The following is a 21,462-nucleotide window of genomic DNA, read 5'->3' on the forward strand; positions in this document are numbered from 1 at the left end:
GACGGGTCGGCGGAAGGGACGTCAGTTCGGGTCACGTCCCATGTGTACCCCGTCTCACTCGGCCACGTCGATGGTGCAGCGGTTGGATTCCACCCCGGCGGCCGTCACCACCTGGACCTCGATGCGCCCGGGTTCCACTTCCGCCGGGACCGGCACCGTCAGCGCCGAGTCCGAGGGGTTCGTGAACCCGCCCGCGACCGGCACCAGGGGCACGTGGACGTGCACCGCCCCGACGCGTACGACCAGCCGGGCCAGCATCTCCGGGGTCTGCGCCCCGGGTGGCACGAAGCCCACCCCGCGGATCTCGATGTCGTCGCCCGGCCGGATGGCCGCGTCGAGGTCGCCCGGCTCCCGTCTGCGGACCACCGACAGGATCAGCGGGCGGGTCACCTCCGCGTACTTCGCCGCGAGGTAGACCGCCGCCGACAGGGCCACCAGCATGGCCAGCGCCCACGGCAGCCGCGGCAGCCGGTCCGGGAACCGGGCCATCGACACCGCCGCGAAGGCCAGCACCACCGTGGAGACCAGCACGTACTGCGCGTCCGGGAAGCTGCCTCGGCCCGCGTCGTCCGTCAGCAGGTCCACCCCGCGCGGCCGGTCCGCCGGCAGCTTCTGCATCCGCTGGCCCAGGATCCTTACGGCGACCACCCGGCGCACCAGCACCGCCACGGCCGAGGTCAGCGCGACCACCGACAGCAGCGGCAGCGCCCGCCCGAGCGCCAGCCCCGCGTACAGGGCCTGGCGCTGCGGTCCCGGCGGCGAGGCGGCCAGCCGCAGCGCGGGCAGCAGCGCGGCGAACGCCGTCAGCACCACCCAGGCGCTCGGCACGGCCTTCGAGGTGGACAGCCGGTTGTCCTCGCCGACCAGCGGGGCGAGGAGCCCGCCGCGCAGCGACTGGGGGCGGGCGGCGACCGTGAGCAGCCCGGCCAGGGCCACCGCCGCGAGCAGTCCTGCCGTGCGGGCGGTGGACCAGCCGGTGCCGAGCGCGGTGCCGACCTGTACCAGCAGCAGCACACCGGCGGCGATCCACACGGCGAGGACGGCCCGCCGCGAGAACAGGTACAGCCAGGAGTTGCCGGCCTCCCGCCCCCGGTCGGCGACCGTGCGGGCCGACAGCGTCAGCTCGTCGGAGACCCACTGCCGGGAGGCTCCTGCGGATCGTGCCACCGCGGCCGGCAGCCCCTGGCCGGCGGCGAACTCGTCCCGCTTCTCGGTGAACGCGGCGACGGCGCGCCGGTGCCCCTCCTGCGCGCCGTGTGGGCAGTCGTCGCAGGTGCAGGCGCCGCCGTGGGTGCTTCGGGACATCTCTTGGACAGCCACGTGCGTGCCGCCTCTCTGAACTACGGTGCAATGCCAGCGAATTGTGCACCACTGCGGCAGTGCTCCGGATTGCGCACGATGTCAGAGCAGGTGATTAACCGTTCATGATGTTGACGCCAGCCGCCCCGCCCCGTGGTTTCAGGGCTCGACGCCCTGCCAGAGCGGCTGGTAGCTGACCCAGGCGGCGAGATCCGTGCCGAAACGCGCCCGCGCGGCGAGCGCGGTGCGGTGGTCGACGGGCACCGGCTTGCCGGCGGCCCGCGCGATCAGCTGCACCTGCGCCGCGCGCTCCGCCGCGATGAACCACCAGGCCGCGGCGTCCACGGAGTCGCCGACCGTCAGCATCCCGCGGTTGCGAAGGACCAGCGCCTTGTACGGGCCCAGGGCGCGGGCGATGCGCCCGCTGTCCTCGGGCCCGGCGAACCCGTCCAGGAGCGCGTGGTCCTCGTAGAAGGCGCAGGCTTCCTCGCTGAGGGGGGCGAGCAGTTCGCCGAGCGCGGCCAGCGCCCTGCCGTACGGGGCGTGCGCGTGCACCACCGCCACCGCGTCGGGCCGGGCCCGGTGCACGGCGGCGTGCACGGCGAAGGCCAGCTCGTTGACCCGGCGCTCGCCCCGGCGCACGCGCCCGTCCCCGTCGACGAGCAGCAGGTCGTCGGCGCCGAGTGCGGACAGGGCCCGCCCGAACGGGTTCACCCAGTGGCAGTCCGCGAACTCCGGGTCCCGCACCGTGATGTGCCCGGCGACCCCGTCCTCGTACCCGAGGCGGCCGAACAGCCGCAGCGCCCCGGCAAGCCGCTCCTTGCGGTACGCGCGCTCCCCGGCCGGGTCGGTGTGGACGGGCGGCAGTGCGAACCGCAGCCGGTCCACCGGTACGGGCGCGGGCGCCGGGGTGCGCGCGGGCACCGGTCCGGGTACGGGCTGATCCGGCATGACCCCTCCTTCGGCTCGCCGCGCAAGGTACCGGCGGCCGCGCCAAGTGGCCATACACGCGGCGAAGCCGCCGCTCCCCGGGGAGAACGGCGGCTTCGGCCACGTGCGCGCAAAGGGTGGGGACTACTCCCACTCGATGGTGCCCGGGGGCTTGCTCGTGCAGTCGAGGACGACGCGGTTCACGTCCGGCACCTCGTTGGTGATGCGGGTGGAGATCCGCGCGAGCACCTCGTACGGCATGCGCGTCCAGTCCGCGGTCATCGCGTCCTCGGAGGAGACGGGGCGCAGCACGATCGGGTGGCCGTAGGTGCGGCCGTCGCCCTGGACGCCGACGCTGCGGACGTCCGCGAGCAGGACGACCGGGCACTGCCAGATCTCGCGGTCCAGGCCGGCCGCGGTCAGCTCGTGGCGGGCGATGGCGTCGGCCTCGCGGAGCAGGTCCAGGCGCTCCTTGGTGACCTCGCCGACGATGCGGATGCCGAGGCCGGGACCCGGGAAGGGCTGGCGCTGGACGATCTCGTCGGGCAGGCCGAGCTCCTGGCCGACCATCCGGACCTCGTCCTTGAACAGCTGGCGCAGCGGCTCGACGAGCTCGAACTCGATGTCGTCGGGCAGGCCGCCCACGTTGTGGTGGGACTTGATGTTGGCGGTGCCGGTGCCGCCGCCGGACTCCACCACGTCCGGGTACAGGGTGCCCTGGACCAGGAAGGCGACCGCGGGGCCGTCCTCCTGGAGGATCTCCAGCTGGGCCTGCTCGAAGACGCGGATGAACTCGCGGCCGATGATCTTCCGCTTGGTCTCCGGGTCGGAGACCCCGGCCAGCGCGGTCAGGAAGCGCTCCTGGGCGTCGACGACCTTCAGCTGCACGCCGGTGGCGGCGACGAAGTCCTTCTCGACCTGCTCGGTCTCACCCTTGCGCATCAGGCCGTGGTCGACGTAGACGCAGGTCAGCTGGGAGCCGATGGCCTTCTGGACGAGGGCCGCGGCGACCGCGGAGTCCACGCCGCCGGACAGGCCGCAGATGGCGCGCTTGTCGCCGACCTGCTCGCGGATGGCCGCGATCTGCTCCTCGACGATGTTGCCGGTGGTCCAGGTGGGTTCCAGGCCGGCGCCGCGGTAGAGGAAGTGCTCCAGCACCTGCTGGCCGTGCGTGGAGTGCATCACCTCGGGGTGGTACTGCACGCCGTACAGCTTCTTCTCGTCGTTCTCGAAGGCCGCGACCGGGACGACGTTCGTCGACGCGGTGACGGTGAAGCCCTCGGGGGCGGCGGAGCAGGCGTCGCCGTGGGACATCCACACCGACTGGTTCTCGGGGGTGCCCTCGAAGAGGGTGGAGCCGGCCTTGGAGACGGCGAGCGGCGTACGGCCGTACTCGCGGGCGCCGGTGTTGTCGACGGTGCCGCCGAGGGTGGTCGCCATCAGCTGGAAGCCGTAGCACATGCCGAAGACGGGGACGCCGGAGCCGAAGAGGGCGTCGGCGTCGTCCAGGCGCGGAGCACCCTCCTCGTACACGGAGGACGGGCCGCCGGAGAGGATGATCGCCTTCGGGTCCTTGGCGAGCATCTCGGCCACCGGCATCGTGCTGGGGACGATCTCGCTGTAGACCCGTGCCTCGCGGACGCGGCGGGCGATGAGCTGGGCGTACTGGGCGCCGAAGTCGACGACGAGAACCGTGTCCGGGGCGCTGTCGTGGGCGGCGGAGGGTGCTTCTGGCACGGGGCGGCCTTCCGGCGGAAGAGGGTGGCTGTTTTGTCGATTCTACCGGTGGCGCAGGCCGCCGATTTGTCGCACCATCCGAGGCACACGTCTCACGATCCGGGCCGGGTTGGCCCGGGAGGGGGCGGAGGGCCATAATCCTGTCCGTGCGCAAGCAGCTGAGCTTCCTCTTTACCTATGGCACCGGCCGGTCCGGTCGCCATGGGTCCGCGTGATGCTCGCTTGAGCCGCTGACTTCCCAGAGCGCCCCGGTCCGACAGGACCGGGGCGCTCTGGCGTTTCCGCTCCTGTCGCCGCAATCCACAGGAGTAAGAAGATGACCGTGACCACCACCCCCGCGCAGCTGATCGCCGAGTCCCGCGAGCGGATCGACGCCATCGACGACCGGATCATCGGGCTGATCCAGGAGCGGATGGCCGTCTCGACCGTCATCCAGGAGGCCCGGATCACCTCGGGCGGCCGGCGGGTGCACCTCTCGCGCGAGATGGAGGTGCTCGCGCACTGGAGCGACGCGCTCGGCAAGCCGGGGACCACTCTCGCGATGACCCTGCTGGAGCTGTGCCGCGGCCGGGTCTGAGGTCCGTTCCGCGTCCGGACCGCCTTACGCGTGTTCGTCACCCGTCCGGACCGTGACCGGCCCCGAGGGGCTTCGTTGGTGTGGATGGCCGCGTCAGCCAGGCGCGGGACCGCAGCACCACGCGTGGCTCTTCGGGAGCGATGAGACGTACGGCCCGTCGGGAGGTGCGTCGTGGGACCTCGCTCCTTCGCGTGACCGGACGGCAGGGGACAGCAGCCCGGTCACCCCGAAAAGGACGGCCGGCCCGGGGGACGCCCCTGGCCGGCCGTTCTGTGCTTTCGCGCCGTTTGCGGTGTTCCCGCCGGCTACGCGTGCCCGCCCGAGCGGCGGCGCACCCCCGCGAACAGCGCGCCGCCGACGGCCACCGCACCCAGCGCGCCCAGCGCGATCGGGCCGACGGAGCTGCCGGTCGAGGCCAGGTTGCCACCCGCGGCGCCGGTGGCGGTCGCGGACGTGCCCGGCGAGGCCGAGGCCGAAGCCGAGGCGGAGGCGGAGGCCGACGGGGACGGCGACGCGGAGGCCGAGCCGGACGGGCTCGGGCCCGCACCGCCCTTGACCTCGACCGTGAACGCGGCCTTGGCGTTGCCCGCGACCGGGTCGAAGGAGAGCGGCTTGGTGCCGCCCGCCACCGGCTCGCCGACGGTGACCGAGCCCTTGGCGTCCGCCACGGCCTTCTCGATCTTCATCGTGAACCGGCCGGTGTACGTACCGGGGGCGTCCGCGAACAGCCCGCCGTCGCAGAAGTAGCGCGGGGCGCCCAGCCGGTCCGTACGGTCGCTGCCGTCGGCGTTGACCGCGCGGCAGTTCAGGGGCGCGTCCGTGACCTGCACCCCGGCCGGCACGACGATGTCGGTACGGGCCACGCTCTGGCCCGAGCGCAGGTGGCTGATCACCGCCGGGCCCTTGTTGCGGAAGCCGAGCTCGGCCGCGACCGTGTCGCCCACCTTGCCGGAGGGCGAGGCGGTGACCGCCTCGAAGTCGGCCCGGGCGCCCTTGGCCGTGAATTCGAGGCTTCGCTCGTTGTCACCGGGGTTGAGGTCGGTGTTCTCGGCGTGGCCCGCGGCCGCGGCGGAACCGGTGAGCGGCACCGCGGCGGGGGCCTTGACCAGCTTCAGCTGCTTGCCGGTGGCAGGGCGGCTCTGGTTCGCGCCCTTGTCCGGCGCCGGGTCGGGGACGACCGCGTACCGCAGCCCGTCCTGGTAGGCCCGCTCGGTGGTCTTGAGGTGGAGCGGGGTCTCGGGGGCGAGCCGGTAGGACTCGCCCGGCAGGAACTCGCCCTCGACGAGGCAGACCGTGGTGGCGCCCCTGCCGCCGCGGCCCTGCGGCCGGCAGTTGTCGTACGTCTCCGCCGGCTCCAGGCCCGCCGAGGCGTCCAGCTCCAGTGCGACCGACCTGGCGGGCAGCGTCCCCCGGTTGGCGAAGGCCAGCGGGAGGTCCTGCTGCTCGCCGGCCGTCACCTCGGACTCCAGCCGCAGCTCCCCCATGTACAGGTCGGGGCCGCCGACGGTCAGCTTGGTGGTGACCGGCGTGACGCTCGCGCCCTCCGCCCGGCCGGTGACCGCGATCTCGCCGCTCGCACCGTTCTTGGCGTCCTTGGCGGCGGAGACCAGCAGGTCGACGCCATTGGCGTTGGCGGCGCCCCCGACCGACAGGCCCTGCTGCTTGCAGACGATGGCGGTGGCGCTCACCGTGCAGTTCGGCCTGGGCTTGGCCGGGTCCGGCCGGACCGAGGCCACGCCGGCGGCCTTGGTCAGGTCGACGGTGACCGTGAACTCGCCCGGGAAGCTGTTCCCGGGGCCCACGTAGTCCAGCTCGTAGTGCAGGCCGCGCTCCTTCGAGCCGCCCGTGTCCGGATGCGGCTGGAGCACGAGGGCGGAGGGGCCGACGAGCGGGAAGGCCCGTTCCGCGGCGAGCGCGGGGGCGGCCGCGCCGAGGCTCAGCGCCGCCAAACCCGTAGCGGCCAAAAGGGAGATGCGCTTGTCCATGAAGATCGAGACCGTCGAGCAGGGGCCCCGGTTGCCCCGTTCGGCGGGTGACGGGCATCACATGCAACCATCCGGACTGATCACCTGTCACTTATGTACACGGCGTCGGGTTCTGCGCTCGGAGGGGGAGCGCAGAACCCGACGCCGCGACACGTGCCGGACCACGTGCCGGACCACGTGCCGGACCACGTGTCAGACCTTCTTCGGGACCTCCGGCACCGGCAGCAGCAGCGGCAGCCGCAGCGCGCCGAAGGCCTCCTTCGGGACCGCCGGACGGGCCGGTTCCACCGCGGCCAGGCGGGCGTACGCCGCCCCCTGCTCCGGCCGCGGGTCCTGCTCGCCCTTGTTCGGCCAGTACGACATCGCCCGCTCCGCCTGCGCCGTGATCGTCAGCGACGGGTTGACCCCGAGGTTCGCGGAGACCGCCGAGCCGTCCACCACGGAGATGCCCGGGTGCCCGTACAGCCGGTGGTACGGGTCCACCACGCCCTCCTGCGCGGAGGCGCCGATCGGGCAGCCGCCGAGGAAGTGCGCGGTCAGCGGGGTGCCCATCAGCTCTCCGATGTTGCTGCCGGGGAAGCCGTTGATCTCCTCGGCCAGCAGGGTCGCCGCCTCGGTGGCCTCCTTGATCTGCACCGGGTTCGGGGCGCCGTGCCCCTGGCGGGCGGTGAGCAGCCCCTTGCCGAGGCCGCCGGGCCTGCGGTACGTCGTCAGCGAGTTGTCCAGCGACTGCATGACGAGCCCGATGATCGTCCGCTCCGACCAGCGCCGGTTGGAGAGCGAGCGCGCCAGCTGCACCGGGTGCCTGGCCGTCCGGGCGAACCAGGCCCGTACCCGGTGCCTGCCGTACGGCACCTGGAGGACGGTCATGAACCCCATGGCGTTGGAGCCCTTGCCGTAGCGGACGGGCTCGATGTGGGTGTCGGCGTCGGGGTGCACGGACGAGGTGATCGCGACGCCCCGGGTGAAGTCGGCCCGCTGCTCCTCGCCGGGGCCCGGCCCGTGCCGCCTGCGGTAGCGCCGGTCGTCGGTCTGCGCGCCCACGATGCCCTCGGAGTTGGTCCGGGTCAGCTCGCCGAGCCGGTCCGAGACGCGCGGGAGCAGCCCGTTGTCCTTCATGGTGTGCAGCAGGGTCTGGGTGCCGTACGTGCCCGCCGCGACGACCACGTACCGGGCCCGCAGCTCCTTGGCGGCGCCCCGGCGGCGGGCGTCGGTGGGGACGGTGCGGATGCGGTATCCGCCCTCGGGGTGCTCGGCGAGCGCGGTGACGGTGGTCATCGGGTGGATGACGGCTCCGGCGCGCTCGGCGAGGTGGAGGTAGTTCTCGTTCAGGGTGTTCTTCGCGCCGTGCCGGCAGCCGGTCATGCACTCGCCGCACTCGGTGCAGGCCTTGCGGGAGGGGCCGGCGCCGCCGAAGTAGGGATCGGGGACCTCCTCGCCGGGACGGGCCGTGCGGCCTCCCCCGGTCTCGGCGTCCGCGCCGTCGCCGAAGAAGACGCCGACCGGGGCCATGTGGAAGGAGTCCCCGACGCCCATCTTCTCGGCGGCGGCCTTCAGGTGGACGTCGGAGGGGGTCATCGTGGGGTTCAGGCGTACGCCGAGCATCCGCTTGGCCTGGTCGTAGTACGGGGCGAGTTCCTCGCGCCAGTCGGTGATCGACGCCCACTGCCGGTCCTCGAAGAAGGCGGTGGGCGGCACGTACAGGGTGTTGGCGTAGTTGAGCGAGCCGCCGCCCACCCCGGCGCCCGCGAGCACCATCACGTTGCCGAGCAGGTGGATCCGCTGGATCCCGTACAGCCCGAGGGCCGGGGCCCACAGGTAGTTCCGCAGGTCCCAGCTGTTCTTCGGCAGGGTCTCGCGGGTGAAGCGGCGCCCCGCCTCCAGGACGCCGACCCGGTAGCCCTTCTCGGTGAGCCGCAGTGCCGAGACCGACCCTCCGAAGCCCGATCCGATGACGATCACGTCGTAGTCGTACGCGTGCTCGCTGCCGTTCTCGTACGCGTTCTCGCCGGTGTTGTCCGACACTGCGGTGCCTCCCCGAGCAGTGGTGCCTAACGGAATCGGAGCGTCTTCATGACCTTGAGGCTGCGGGTCATGAACGCCGCGTACTTCTCGTCGTCCATGCCCAGCGAGGGCGCCATCGGCAGCAGCCGCTGGTGGGCGACGGTCTGGGCCTCGGTGTACTTGAGGATGCCCTCGGAGCCGTGCCGGCGGCCGAGGCCGGAGTCCTTCATGCCGCCCATGGGCGCCTGCGCGCTGCCGTAGGCGGGGGCGTAGCCCTCGTTGATGTTGACGGTGCCGGTGCGCAGGCGGGCGGCCACGGCGTGGCCGCGGCGGGCGTCCTTGGTCCAGACGCTGGAGTTGAGCCCGTACGCGGTGGAGTTGGCCTGCGCGATCGCCTCGTCCTCGTCGGTGAACCGGTAGATCGAGACGACCGGCCCGAAGGTCTCCTCGCCGCAGACCGCCATCGGCGCCTCGACCCCGTCGAGGATGGTGGGCTCGTAGAAGAGCGGGCCGATGTCGGGGCGGGCGGCGCCGCCCGCGACCAGGGTGGCGCCCTTGGCGACGGCCTCGTCGACGTGCCGCTGCACGGTCTCCAACTGCCGCTCGCCGACCAGCGAGCCCATGTCGGCGCCGTACGCGAGGGAGGCGCCGAGCCGCATGGCCTTCGTACGGGCGGCGAAGCGCTCGACGAAGGCGTCGGCGACCGAGGCGTGGACGTACAGCCGCTCGATGGAGATGCAGAGCTGGCCCGCGGAGGAGAAGCAGGCGCGGACGGCGCCCGCGGCCGCCTTCTCGACGTCGGCGTCGGCGAGGACGAGCATGGCGTTCTTGCCGCCGAGTTCGAGGGTGACCCCGACCAGGCGGGCGGCCGCGCCCCGGGCGACCTCGCGGCCGGTGCGGGTGGAGCCGGTGAAGGAGACGTAGTCGGCGTGCCGGACCACCTCGGGGCCGACGACGGGCCCCTCGCCGAGGACGATCTGGAAGACCTCGGCGGGCAGTCCGGCCTCGATCAGCAGGTCGCGGGCCCACAGGGCGGTCAGCGCGGTCTCGGTGTCGGGCTTCATGACGAGGGCGTTGCCCGCCACGAAGGCGGGCAGCGCGTCGCCGACGGAGAGTTCGAGCGGGTAGTTCCAGGGGGCGATCTGACCGACGACCCCGCGCGGCTGGCGCAGCTCGGTGACCTTGGTGAGGGTGGGGATGGCGCCCGTGTGGCCCTTGGGGCGCAGGTACGAGGGCGCCTTCCTGCCGTAGTGGCGGGCGGCGACGGCGACCGCCTGCACCTCCTCGTGCGCGTGCAGGCGGGCCTTGCCGGTCTCCAGCTGGATGAGGTCGAGCACCTCGGCCTGGCGGGCCAGGACCAGGTCGTGGAAGCGGAGCAGTACGGCGGCCCGCTTGCGCACGGGCACGGCGGCCCAGGCGCCCTGGGCGGCGCGGGCCCGGTCGAAGGCCTCGGCCACGTCCTCGGGGGTGGCCTCGGGCAGGTCCGCCAGCTTCGCCCCGGTGAAGGGGGTGTGGTTGGCGGTCCGGCCGGAGCCGATCACTCCGCGGGTGAGCCGGGTGACCAGGTCGGGGGTCACCACGTCGGCGGCGGTACGGGCACCGGCCGGGGCGGGGGCGACCGGATTGGTGGGCTGCGGTGCGCTGCGGAGGGGGGCCGGGGCCTGCGAGTCCGTCATGGCGGTGAGCGTATTCCGCCCGGAGGCCTTTGGGTACCCGTCGGTAACCGGATTTTGCCTTTTCTGCCAGCGATCGCTGGCAGGATGACGGGATCAGGGCTTCGCGGGCGGCTTCCAGCCGCTGAGCGCCACGTCGAACTGCTGCTCGGTCGTGGCCCAGTCGGAGGTCGGGCCGGAGATGTAGACCGCGTACTCGGTGCCGTCCGGGGCGATGTACATCTGCTCCTTGGCACGGCGCGGACCCGGGTGGGTCTGCCTCTCCGTGTAGGTGAACTCCCAGAGCGCGGCCCGGGTGCTGTCCCGGAAGGTGTTCTGGTTCAGCCGCACCTTCTTGTAGTCCATCCGCTTCGCCACCTGCGTCTCCAGGTCGAGCAGGTGCGCGTACGGGTCCCGGTAGTCCGGGGTGGGGTCGGAGGCGATGCGGATGAAGTGCTTCCCGTCGTCCGGGGTGTAGTCGATCTGGTCGCCGTTCGCCTTGCGCGTCCAGCCGTCCGGGACGAACAGCGTGAAGCCGGCCAGGGGGTCGACGACCTTGGTGTAGCCCGCGGGCGGGGCGGCCTCGGCGGCCCCGTCCTGCCGGTCGGGGGCGCTCGCGTTCTTGTCGGAGCCGCCGCCTCCCGCGTCGTCCCCGGTGAACTTCAGTACGCCGAAGACCGCGCCGCCGCCGACCAGCGCCGCCACGAGGGCGATGGCGGCGGCCCGCTTGATCCACCCGCCGCCCGGGGCCGCGGGGGCGGGGCCGGGCTGTTCCGGCAGGGCGGCGGTACGGACCTGGTCGGGGGCCGGGGCGGGGGCCTGGGCGGGTGCCTGCGGCGCCGCCTCCTCGGCGGCGTCTGCCAGCTCCTCCGGAGTCACCGCGCGCGTGGGCACGTAGGCCTGCGCGGCCTTGGGCTGGCGGCCCTCCATGGCCTCGATCAGCATCCGCTCGGTCTCCTGCGCCGAGGGCCGCTCCCCGGGGTCCTTGCGCAGCAGGGCCGTGATGACCGGGCCCAGCGCGCCCGCCTGGCGCAGCGCCGGCGGCTCGTCGTTGACGACGGCCTGGAGGCTGGAGATGGGCGAGGTGCGGCGGAAGGGCGAGCGCGCCTCGACCGCCGTGTACAGGGTCGCGCCCAGCGACCACAGGTCGGAGGAGGTGCCGGGGGTGCCGCCGGTGACCCGCTCCGGCGCCAGGTAGTCGATGGAGCCGACGATCTCGCCGGTCCGCGTGATGGAGGAGTCGCCCTCGATCGCGGCGATCCCGAAGTCCGTGAGCAGGACCCGCCCGTCCTTCGCGAGCAGCACGTTGCCGGGCTTGACGTCCCGGTGCAGGACGCCGACCGCGTGCGCCGCGCGCAGCGCGCCCAGGACGTGGAGGCCGATCCGGGCCGCCTCGGCGGGCTCGATCCGGCCGGCCGCCTTGGCCGCGTCCGCGAGGGAGGGCCCGTCGATGTACTCCATGACGATCCACGGCCGGTCGTCGTGCTCCAGTACGTCGTGGACCACCACGACCGCCGGGTGCTGGATCCGGGCCGCGGCCCGGGCTTCCTTCTGGGTGCGGGCGTGCAGCACCTCCCGATCGGCCTGGGCCACGTACAGACCCGCCGTCAGTTCCTTGACGGCGACGGTCCTGTGCAGCAGCTCGTCATGTGCGCGCCACACCTTGCCCATGCCGCCGCTGCCGATGGGCTCCACGAGCCGGTACCGGCCTGCGAGCACCGCACCCGCACCTGTCTGCTGTTCCACGAAACCCCGCCACTCTGTGCACTTCGGGCCAGATTACGGAGCGCTCGGGGCTCCTGGAACCGTGAAGCCTCGGTTCCGGCTGCACTGTGACGCAATCGCCGTACTGAGTCACCGTCAGTCCGCCTCAGCCACCCGATTTGTAACTCCCCGTGGCCTTTTCGAAGACCTCGGTGACCTTGCCTTCACCGTCCTGTGGCCCGGTCACCATGACGACGTGGTAGCTGCCGCCGAGCGCGACGACGAAATTGCGGGCGACGACGCTGCGGCCGTTGCCGTCGATCCAGGTGTACCGGCCGGTGACGCGGAGCTGGTTGCCGACCTTGGTGGTCTTGACGTCGCCGCCGCTGGCCCACGTGGAGGACCGGTACGGGGCCAGCTCCGGCTCCTTGTCCTTCTGGTACGTCGCCGGGTCGGGATTGCCCTCGACCTTGTCCCGGCCGGGGACGACGGTCAGGACGTACTCCCCGTCGGTGTACCTCACCTGCCCCGCCTCGTTCATCCCGCGCCGCTCCCACCCGCCCGGTACGGCGATCTCGAAGTGCTCGGGGTCCTGTTGGGTGGTGTAGCCGGGCGGGGCGGAGGCGGCGGGGGTCTGGGCGGCCGAGGGCTTCGGCGTCTCCTTCGGCGATTCCTTCGCGGATGCCGGGGGCGAGGTGGACGGGCCCCGTGCGGGGGGCCTGGAGGCGGCGGCGGGCTGCTGTCCGGACTCCCCGGGCAGGAAGAAGAGGGCGTAGGCGACGGCCCCGGCGAGCAGGACCAGGACGCCGAGGAGCAGGCTCCGGCCGAGGGACCGGGGCTTGCGGGAGGCGGCGGGGTTGCGGTGGCGGCCGTGCAGGTCGCCGCGACGGCGCACCACGGGCAGCCGCGCCGGGTCCGGCAGCGGGAGCGCGGCGAGGCCTCCGTCCGGCTCGGGGGCGGAGCGGACGAGCGAGCGCAGCCAGCCGCGGAGTTCCTCGAAGTCGGGGCGCTCGGTGGGGTCCTGGCGCAGCAGCGACTCCACGATGGGGCGCAGCGGGCCGCACTCCTCGGCGAAGGCCGGGGACTCGGCGCAGACCATGTCGACCAGTTCGGTGACGTTGTCCTCGGGGTACGGGGCGTGCCCCTGGACGGCGCGGTAGAGCAGTGCGCCGAGCCCCCACAGGTCGGTGGCGGGCCCGATGGGCGCGGCCAGCTGCCAGGGCCCGGTGACGGACCCGGCCTGCTCGGGGGCCCACCGCTCGGTGACGGCCCCGACGACGGCCATCCGGGTCAGCCGGGCCCGCTCGGCCCCCAGCCCCCGGAGGCCGCCCCAACTCGCGTCGGCGCCCTGAGCGGGCGGGGTGGGCTGAGCCGGCGGGGTGGGCTGAGCGGCCTGGGCGGGGAGGGTCCGCCCCGGCAGGGGCCGGGCCTCCGGCTGCCCCGGAAGCGGGTACGCGCCCGTGTCCGAGCCGTAGGGGCCGTTCGGCTCGGGCCGGCCGGGCTCGGCGGAGGGCAGGTACGAAGCCATGCTCGGGCCCTCCCCGCCGTACGGCCGGGGCGCCGGCTGCCCGGGCAGGCCCGGGCGGAGGTGGGCGGCCGGATCGGGGGCTTCGGCCTGGCGGTAGCCCTCGGGCAGGGCGAGTTGGGCGGGCAGCGCGGTACGCGCCGGCGCGGGGTCGGGCCGCGATCCGGGCTCCGCCGCCGGCTCCCGCACCGGCTCCGGCTCCGGCTCCTGCTCCGGCTTCGGCTCCTGCTCCTGCCCGGGCTGCGCCGGCCCGGCGGGCGGAAGCGCTGCCTGCCGGCGCGGGGTGGCTCCGTGCCACGGCGCGTTCGTACGGCCGTCGCCGTCCGGGCCCCCGTACGGGTACGAGTAGCCCTGCGGGAGCTTCGACCCCTGCGGCCTGGGCTCCGGCGCGGGCTCGGAGCCCCCCTTGCGCTGCTCGGTGACCCGCGCGGCGGCCGCCTGCGCCCCCGCCCGGTACGCGGCGATGGCCCCGGCGCGGGCGGCGGCCTTGAGGTCGGGCCGCTCCCCCGCCGCCAGGGGGGTGATGTGGTCGGAGTACCGCGGCCCGGTGTCGTACCCCGGCGCCACGAGCGGCGCATAACCGCCCGCGCCCGAGTCGCCGTCCGCGCCGTCGCCCGCCGGCCCGCCCCGTACGACCGGGCCCGCGCCGGGCGGAGCGGCGGGCTCCGCGCTCCGGCCCGGACCACCACCGGAACTCGGTCCCGCGGCCCAGCCCTTGGCCGGTGGAGGCGGGGTGTCCCAGGCCCCGGCAGCGGGAGGCTCGGACTCCGCGGGGATCGGGTCGTAGCCGCACAGGGCGTCCTCCGCGGCGCCCGCCGCCAGGCCCGTCAGGACGACCCGGCCGTCATCGCATATCAACACGGTCCGGACCGTGATGTTCCGGTGTGTCCAGCCGTGCGCGTGGAGCACCCGCAACGCGGTCAGCACGTCCGCCGCGACCTCCGCCGCCCGGTACGGGCTCAGCGGTTCATCGGCGATCAGCGCCGCCAGCGGGCGCGCCGGCACCAGCTCGCTCACTATCCACAGCGACCCGCCCTCGGCGAACACGTCGAAGACCTGGTCCAGCCGGGGATGGTCCGGCACGGACGCGGCCGCCTGCGCCGCCGCGATCGCCCGGCGCACGGCCGGCAGATCCCCCACCGCCCGGCGCCCGGCCGCAGCTGCGGGCCGTGGCCCGCCGGCGGCCGGCGCGTCCCCGTCCAGCAGTTCGGCGTCCACGATCTCCGGCAACGGCACCTGCCGGACCAGGACTTCCTGCCCACTGCGCGTGTCGAAGGCCCGGGTCTCGACGAGCTCGTACTCGTCCGACGGCGGAAGCGGCAGACGGTAGCGGCCGGCCAGGATCCGGCCCGCGTAGTCCTCCACTTCGCCTCCCCCGAGTGCCGGGGCGCACGTCCCCCATGGCCCCACTGCCACGATACGTCGCGCAGGGCGCCCGCGTCCCGAGGCTGCGAAGGCTCGTCACCCGACCGTGCCGGGGCGGAGTTCGGGCAGGGCGGAGGAGGGGTTCAGCCCAGCGGCTGGAACGTCTGGAAGGCCGTGTTGCGCATCGTCGTGCACTCAGGGGCGTCCCACTGGTCCGCCGGGCAGCTGATCATGATGGCGTAGCCGTGCTTGGCGTCCACCCTGAAACCGCGGTTGAGCACGCGGACCTTCATGCCCTTCTGTTCCCGCTCGAACTCCCAGTCCGCGACGGTCGGATAGCCGTTGTACTCCGTCGCGTCGATGCGGATCGTGCGGTAGTTGGTGCTGGAGCTCGCCGTTCCGGCGACCGCCTCGGCCCACGCGGCGCGGGCGTCGCTGCCGGGGCTGGCGGTGTAGTCGACCTGGATGCGCGGGAAGCCGCCGTCGCGGCTGTATATCGCGCCGGAGTTCTCGCCGGCTATGCCCGTCACCTTGAAGCCCGACGGCATGGCCATCGAGAAGTGGAACCCGGGGTCCGTCACCTTCGCGTAGCCGTCGGGGAGTCCGGCTCCGGGACCGCCCGTAGTGGAGCCCTGCCCCTGACCCTGGCCCTGGCTCTGGCCCTGCTGACCGCCCGGGGACTGCCCCTGGCTCGGCTGGCTGCCGGCACCGCCGTTGGCGCTCCCGGTCCCGGTGCCGCCCTTGCCCGAGGTGGCGCTGGTCTCGCCGGTCTTCGCCGAAGAGCCGGGGCTGGGGCTGCCGGACACCGCCGTACCCGGACCGCCCTTGCCCTCTTCCTTCTTGTCCTTCGGGTCGTCACCGCTGAACGCGTACGCGATGAGCGAACCGATCACGGCGAGCGCGACGACCACACCGGCTATCGCGAGGGCGATGGTGCGGCGGGACATGACGTCGGTGAGCGGGGCCGCGACCGGCGAGGGCCTGCTCGGCGCCGGCGCGGGGGCCGGGGACTCGGCCGCCGAGGCCGCCGTGGTCGCCGCCGCGGCGGCCGCGGCGGCCGCGGCCTTGCGGGTCGCCTTCAGCGCCGCGCGGGCCCGGTCGCGCTGCTCGCGCTCCAGCCGTTCGCGCTCCTTCTTCTCCGCCTTCTCCGCCTTCTCGGCCGCCTTCTCCGCGGCCTTCTCGGCAGTGGCCTTGGCCGCGGCCTCCTTGGCGTCGGCGAGCGAGATCTGGCGGGTCTCCTCGACGGCGGGGGCGAGGACGGGGGCGGCCACCGGCTCCGGCGCGTTGACGACGGCGGTAAGCATCGCCCGCGCGCGCTCGTCGTCGAGGCGGCGGGCCGGGTCCTTGGCCAGCAGGCCGTAGATGACCTCGGTCAGCGGGCCCGCGTTCTTGGGCGGTTCCACCGGCTCGGTCATGACGGCGGTGAGGGTGGCGAGCGCGGAGCCCTTGTCGTACGGGGGCACGCCTTCGACGGCGGCGTACAGCAGTCCGCCGAGGGACCACATGTCGGCCGGCGGGCCGGGCTTCTGGCCGCGGGCGCGCTCGGGGGAGATGTACGAGGGGGCGCCGACGAGCATGCCGGTGGAGGTGACGGAGGGGTCGCCCTCGACCTGGGCGATGCCGAAGTCGGTGAGGACGACGCGGCCGGTGCGCGCGATGAGGACGTTGGAGGGCTTCACGTCCCGGTGCAGGATGCCCTGGCCGTGCGCGGCGCGGAGCACGTCGAGGATGGCAAGGCCGACCTCGGCCGCGCGATGGGGGGTCAGCGGGCCGTTCTCACGGATGAACTCGGCGAGCGAGGGGCCCTCGATGAGCTCCATGACGATCCACGGGCGGCCGTCCTCGTCGACGACGTCGAAGACGGTGACGGCGCCGCCGCTGCGGATCCGCGCAATGGCCTTGGCCTCGCGGAGCGTACGGGTGATGAGGCGGCGCTTCTCGTCTTCGTCGACGCCTGTGCTGAAGCGGAGTTCCTTGACGGCGACCGTGCGGCCGAGGGTCTCGTCCTCGGCGCGCCAGACGGTACCCATGCCGCCCTTGCCGAGCACTTCGCGCAGCCGGTAGCGACGCGCGAGCAGCCGGCCCTCGTCGTGCCCGCCCTCGGCGGCCTTGGCGGCGGCCGCCTTGACGGCGGCGGCAACCGCATCGGCCTTCTCGACGACGGGATTCACCGTGCCGGCCTTCTTGTCTTCAACCGGCTTCTCGTCGGCCTTCTTGTCTTCGACAGGCTTCTCGTCGGCCTTCTTCTCGTCGGCCTTCTTGCCTTCCACAGGCTTCTCGTCGGCCGGCTTCTCCTCGGCGTTCGCCGCGGGCTCCGGCTCCGCCGCGGCCCGGTCGGCGGAGTCGGCGCCTCGGGAGGCACCACCGGCTCTGCCGGCCGCGGGCTTGGCCAGGTCCGGCTTCGCGTCCTCGGGCGCGGCGGCCCTCGCCGCTTCCCGTGCGGACCCGCCTCCCTCGGCGGCGCCGGCCGCGGGCGACGCGTCGGTGTTCGCAGCCTCCGGCTCCGCCCCGGCCACGCTCAGGTCCCGCTTCGCCGCAGGCGACTCGGCACGCGTAGCTTCCTGCTTCGCCGCAGGCGACTCGGTGTGCTCCGGCTTCGACATGCGTCCCCTCTGCGATCGTGCCGCCTGCTGCCCCGGGGATCCCCGGTAACCCGCCCCGGCAGAACCCTCATTGTTCCTCACTCCGCAACGGACGGGCGCCCCGGGTCTGCGGTTCCCCCCTGCGCATCCCGGAGTTACAACGGAACGATGTCGGGCGCCCCCAGCCGCGCCGCGTCCGCCGTCTGATCGTCCGGCTGCCGCTGCGATTCCCGTTCCGCCTGTACCCGCTTCTCGTAGTGTTCCACTTCCTTCTCGATCTGCTGCTTGTCCCACCCCAGAACCGGAGCCATCAGCTCCGCGCACTCCCGCGCCGACCGCGTGCCCCGGTCGAACGTCTCGATCGAGATCCGCGTCCGCCGCGTCAGCACGTCGTCCAGATGCCGCGCCCCCTCGTGCGAAGCCGCGTACACCACCTCCGCCCGCAGGTAGTCGTCCGCGCCGCCCAGCGGCTGCCCCAGACCGGGGTCCGCCGCGATCAGGTCCAGCAGTTCGTCCGTCATCGAGCCGTACCGGTTCAACAGGTGCTCCACCCGCACCACGTGAAGACCCGTCCGGGCCGCGATCCCGACCCGCCCGTTCCACAGCGCCCGGTACCCCTCCGCCCCCACCAGCGGCACGTCCTCCGTCACGCACTCCGCGACCCGCTGGTCCAGCCCGTGCACCGCCTCGTCGACCGCGTCCTTCGCCATCACCCGGTACGTCGTGTACTTGCCGCCCGCCACCACCACCAGCCCGGGCACGGGATGCGCCACCGTGTGCTCGCGCGAGAGCTTGCTCGTCGCGTCCGACTCCCCGGCCAGCAGCGGCCGCAGGCCCGCGTACACGCCCTGCACGTCGTCCCGCGTCAGCGGCACCGCCAGCACCGAGTTCACGTGCTCCAGCAGGTAGTCGATGTCCGCGCTCGACGCCGCCGGATGCGCCTTGTCCAGGTCCCAGTCCGTGTCGGTCGTGCCCACGATCCAGCTGCGGCCCCACGGGATGACGAACAGTACGGACTTCTCCGTCCGCAGGATCAGCCCCGTCGAGGAGTGGATCCGGTCCTTCGGTACGACCAGATGGATGCCCTTCGACGCCCGGACGTGGAACTGCCCGCGCTCCCCGATCAGCGCCTGCGTGTCGTCCGTCCACACTCCGGTCGCGTTCACGATCTGGCGCGCGCGGATCTCGTACTCCCCGCCGCCCTCCACGTCCTGCACGCGTGCCCCGACGACCCGCTCGCCCTCCCGCAGGAATCCGACCACCCGCGCCCGGTTGGCGCACTGCGCCCCGTACACGGCCGCCGTGCGCACCAGCGTCGCCACGTACCGCGCGTCGTCCATCTGGGCGTCGTAGTACTGCAGCGCCCCCACCAGCGCGTCCTTGCGCAGCGCCGGAGCCACCCGCAGGGCGCGCTTGCGCGACAGGTGGCGGTGCACCGGGAGCCCCCGCCCGTGCCCGCTGGAGACGGACATCGCGTCGTACAGCGCGACGCCCGATCCGGCGTAGAACCGCTCCCAGCCCTTGTGCTGGAGCGGGTACAGGAACGGCACGGGCTTCACCAGGTGCGGAGCCAGCCGCTCCAGCAGCAGGCCGCGTTCCTTGAGGGCCTCCCGTACGAGAGCGAAGTCGAGCATCTCCAGATAGCGCAGGCCGCCGTGGATGAGCTTGCTGGACCGGCTGGAGGTGCCGGACGCCCAGTCCCTGGCCTCCACCAGCCCCGTCGAGAGGCCTCTGGTCGCCGCGTCGAGCGCGGTGCCCGCGCCGACCACGCCCGCGCCCACGACCAGCACGTCCAGTTCCCGCTCGGCCATCCGGGCGAGTGCCTCTTCGCGCTGGACCGGCCCCAGTGTCGCTGTCCTCACGGCTGCCTCCCGTTGGTGCGGGTCGCCCCGGCTCGGTGCGGGTGACCCCGCTCACATCCCCCGCTCACGATTCTGACCCGCCGCACCGACATCAGCCACCGCCTGTGGACAACACAACAGTGACCATCACCCCGTAATACGACACATCGGTCATATATACGCCTAGTCTGACATCGCGCCAGCTCCACACTCCACCTGCACGGTCCACAGGGCTTGCGCACCCAGCCCCCTCATGCATGCCAGGGAAGGGACGGCACCCCATGCCCGCAGATCTCGCCGTCATCGGACTCGGCCACCTCGGCCTCCCGCTGGCCCAGGCGGCCGTCGCCGCCGGAATCGAGACGGTCGGCTACGACAGCGGTCCGGCGACATCCGCAGCCGCAGGACCCGCCGGAGTCACGGGCCCCGCCGGGACCGCGGCCACCGCCGGCGCCACCGACTCCACCCTCACCGCCGCCGAGATCCGCCGCATGTCGGCCGCCGGCTTCCGGATCACCAACAACCCCGCCGAACTCGGCCGGGTCCGCACCGCCGTCATCTGCGCCCCCACCCAACTCGGCGCCGACCGCGCGCTCGACCTCTCCGCCGTCGGCGAGGCGGGGCGCACGCTCGCCGCCCGGCTGCGCCCGCACACCACCGTCATCCTCGAATCCGCGGCCCACCCGGGCGTCACCGAGGACTACCTGCGCCCCATCCTGGAATCCGGCTCCGGACTGCGCGCCGGCCGGGACTTCCACCTCGCCTACTCCCCCAGCCGGCTCGACCCCGGCAACCGGACGCACGGGATCGCCAACACCCCCAAGGTGATCGGCGGCCTCACCCCCGCCTGCACCGAGTCCGCGCACGCCTTCTACGCCCGCCTCACCGAGAAGGTGGTCCGGGCCCGCGGTCTGCGCGAGGCGGAGACGGTCCAGCTCCTCGAGACGAACTACCGCCACGTCAACATCGCCCTCATGAACGAGATGGCGGTGCTCTGCCACGACCTCGGCGTCGACCTCTGGGACGTCATCCGCTGCGCCGAGACCAAGCCGTACGGGTTCCAGGCCTTCCGGCCCGGCCCGGGGGTCGGCGGCCGCAGCGTCCCCCTCGACCCCAACTACCTCCCCCACACCACCCGCACCCCGGGCCACCCCCTGCGCATGGTCGGCCTGGCGCAGGAGATCAACGGCCGGATGCCCCAGTACGTCATCCAGCGCTCCGCCACCCTGCTGAACGAGCACGGGAAATCGGCCCGCGGCGCCCGCGTCCTGCTGCTCGGCGTCACGTACAAGCCCGACCTCGCCGACCAGGAGGGCTCGCCGGCCCGCGAGATCGCCAGCCGCCTGATCGACCTCGGGGCGCTGGTCAGCTACCACGACCCGTTCGTCGCCGGATGGCGCGTCAGGGACCGGCCGGTACCCCGTGCCGAATCGTTGTACGAGGCCGCCGCGAACGCCGACCTGACGATCCTGCTCCAGCACCACCGCACGTACGACCTCCAAGGCCTCGCGGTGAAGGCGCAGTTGCTGCTGGACACCCGAGGGGCCAGCCCGGCGGGGGCGGCACACCGGCTCTGACCGGGGCGGACCGCATCCGGAAAAGGCGTCAGCGGATGTCGGAGCCGCCTGCTAGCCTGCGGCGACTTATCTCATCCATACGCCCTCGGCCGACCTCCGGGGACACCCGTATGCCCGAATCCCTGGGGGGGATTTCCACCATGAGCCAGCACATCCAGCCGCCCGCGCCCGAGTCCGACGCCGCCGCCGGCTCCGCGATCCCGGCCGCCGCCGTCCCGTACCCCGCCGAGCCCGCCCGCACCGGCAACATCGGCCTGGGCATCGCCGCGGCCGTGGTCGCCGCCCTGATCGCGGCCGCCGCGTACGGCGGGATCATGAACGCGATCGACCGCCAGGTCGGCTACGCCGCGGTCGGCGTCGGTCTGCTGATCGGCTTCGCCGCCGGCAAGGCCGGCGGCAAGAACCCGCTGCTCCCCGTGGTCGGCGCGGTCCTCTCCCTCGGCGCCGTCTACCTCGGCCAGCTGTTCTTCATCGCGCTGGCCCTGGCCGACTACGGCAACGTCGGCCTCGGCGAGGTCCTCGACAAGGCGGGTGTCGGCGGTCTGAACGACATCTGGCAGGAGAGCGCGGACGCGATGGACTACGTCTTCCTCGCCATCGGCGGCTTCGTGGCCTTCGGCGCCGCGAAGAAGGCCAGCGACTGACGCTCCGCCCGGCGGACGACGCCGAAGGGCCGGCTCCCCC

The 21,462-nt window shown here is 73.5% G+C and carries 13 protein-coding genes; 3 read left to right on the top strand and 10 right to left on the bottom strand.

Features of this window, described 5'->3' with window-relative positions:
* Nucleotides 1–54 precede the first annotated feature (54 nt).
* The 3 genes from ACFYXV_RS04510 to guaA form a co-directional block, all read right to left on the bottom strand.
* A complete protein-coding gene (locus ACFYXV_RS04510) occupies nucleotides 55–1,305 on the bottom strand; it encodes a hypothetical protein (RefSeq protein WP_385476270.1) in 1,251 nt (416 codons plus the stop codon).
* Nucleotides 1,306–1,458: 153 nt separating this feature from the next.
* Nucleotides 1,459–2,250, bottom strand: coding sequence for a class II aldolase/adducin family protein (locus tag ACFYXV_RS04515; protein ID WP_389381992.1), 792 nt, complete (start codon nucleotides 2,248–2,250; stop codon nucleotides 1,459–1,461).
* A 123-nt stretch (nucleotides 2,251–2,373) separates the two neighbouring features.
* Nucleotides 2,374–3,966, bottom strand: a complete 1,593-nt coding sequence (gene guaA, locus ACFYXV_RS04520; protein WP_389381994.1) for a glutamine-hydrolyzing GMP synthase — start codon at nucleotides 3,964–3,966, stop codon at nucleotides 2,374–2,376.
* A 316-nt stretch (nucleotides 3,967–4,282) separates the two neighbouring features.
* Here guaA and ACFYXV_RS04525 point away from each other — a divergent pair, with 316 nt between their 5' ends.
* Nucleotides 4,283–4,543 (top strand): chorismate mutase, encoded by a 261-nt coding sequence (locus ACFYXV_RS04525; protein ID WP_048478461.1) that lies wholly within the window; start codon nucleotides 4,283–4,285, stop codon nucleotides 4,541–4,543.
* Between the two features lie 305 nt (nucleotides 4,544–4,848).
* On the opposite strand, the gene ACFYXV_RS04530 is transcribed toward ACFYXV_RS04525, so the two are convergent.
* From ACFYXV_RS04530 to ACFYXV_RS04560, 7 genes are all read right to left on the bottom strand, one after another.
* Nucleotides 4,849–6,528 carry a peptidase gene (locus ACFYXV_RS04530; RefSeq protein ID WP_389381995.1) on the bottom strand — a complete coding sequence of 560 codons (1,680 nt, stop codon included), beginning with the start codon at nucleotides 6,526–6,528 and terminating at the stop codon, nucleotides 4,849–4,851.
* 192 nt (nucleotides 6,529–6,720) lie between these two features.
* Entirely contained in the window at nucleotides 6,721–8,553 is a 1,833-nt protein-coding gene (locus ACFYXV_RS04535; protein ID WP_385468083.1) for a GMC oxidoreductase, read from the bottom strand.
* Nucleotides 8,554–8,579: 26 nt separating this feature from the next.
* Entirely contained in the window at nucleotides 8,580–10,208 is a 1,629-nt protein-coding gene (locus ACFYXV_RS04540; protein WP_383498164.1) for a succinic semialdehyde dehydrogenase, read from the bottom strand.
* A gap of 93 nt (nucleotides 10,209–10,301) precedes the next feature.
* Complete coding sequence (locus ACFYXV_RS04545) at nucleotides 10,302–11,930, bottom strand: serine/threonine-protein kinase (protein ID WP_389381996.1); 1,629 nt, start codon at nucleotides 11,928–11,930, stop codon at nucleotides 10,302–10,304.
* 124 nt (nucleotides 11,931–12,054) lie between these two features.
* Complete coding sequence (locus ACFYXV_RS04550) at nucleotides 12,055–14,778, bottom strand: serine/threonine protein kinase (RefSeq protein ID WP_389381997.1); 2,724 nt, start codon at nucleotides 14,776–14,778, stop codon at nucleotides 12,055–12,057.
* 143 nt (nucleotides 14,779–14,921) lie between these two features.
* Complete coding sequence (locus tag ACFYXV_RS04555) at nucleotides 14,922–17,381, bottom strand: serine/threonine-protein kinase (RefSeq protein ID WP_389381998.1); 2,460 nt, start codon at nucleotides 17,379–17,381, stop codon at nucleotides 14,922–14,924.
* Between the two features lie 134 nt (nucleotides 17,382–17,515).
* Nucleotides 17,516–19,222, bottom strand: a complete 1,707-nt coding sequence (locus tag ACFYXV_RS04560) for a glycerol-3-phosphate dehydrogenase/oxidase (protein ID WP_385468072.1) — start codon at nucleotides 19,220–19,222, stop codon at nucleotides 17,516–17,518.
* 260 nt (nucleotides 19,223–19,482) lie between these two features.
* On the opposite strand from ACFYXV_RS04560, the gene ACFYXV_RS04565 reads away from it, so the two are divergent.
* Nucleotides 19,483–20,778: a nucleotide sugar dehydrogenase gene (locus ACFYXV_RS04565; RefSeq protein WP_385468069.1), complete on the top strand. Its 1,296-nt coding sequence runs from the start codon at nucleotides 19,483–19,485 to the stop codon at nucleotides 20,776–20,778.
* 140 nt (nucleotides 20,779–20,918) lie between these two features.
* Nucleotides 20,919–21,422 (top strand): hypothetical protein, encoded by a 504-nt coding sequence (locus ACFYXV_RS04570; RefSeq protein ID WP_389381999.1) that lies wholly within the window; start codon nucleotides 20,919–20,921, stop codon nucleotides 21,420–21,422.
* Nucleotides 21,423–21,462: the final 40 nt, after the last annotated feature.

This window comes from Streptomyces sp. NPDC002181 (assembly GCF_042890485.1).
Lineage (GTDB): Bacteria > Actinomycetota > Actinomycetes > Streptomycetales > Streptomycetaceae > Streptomyces.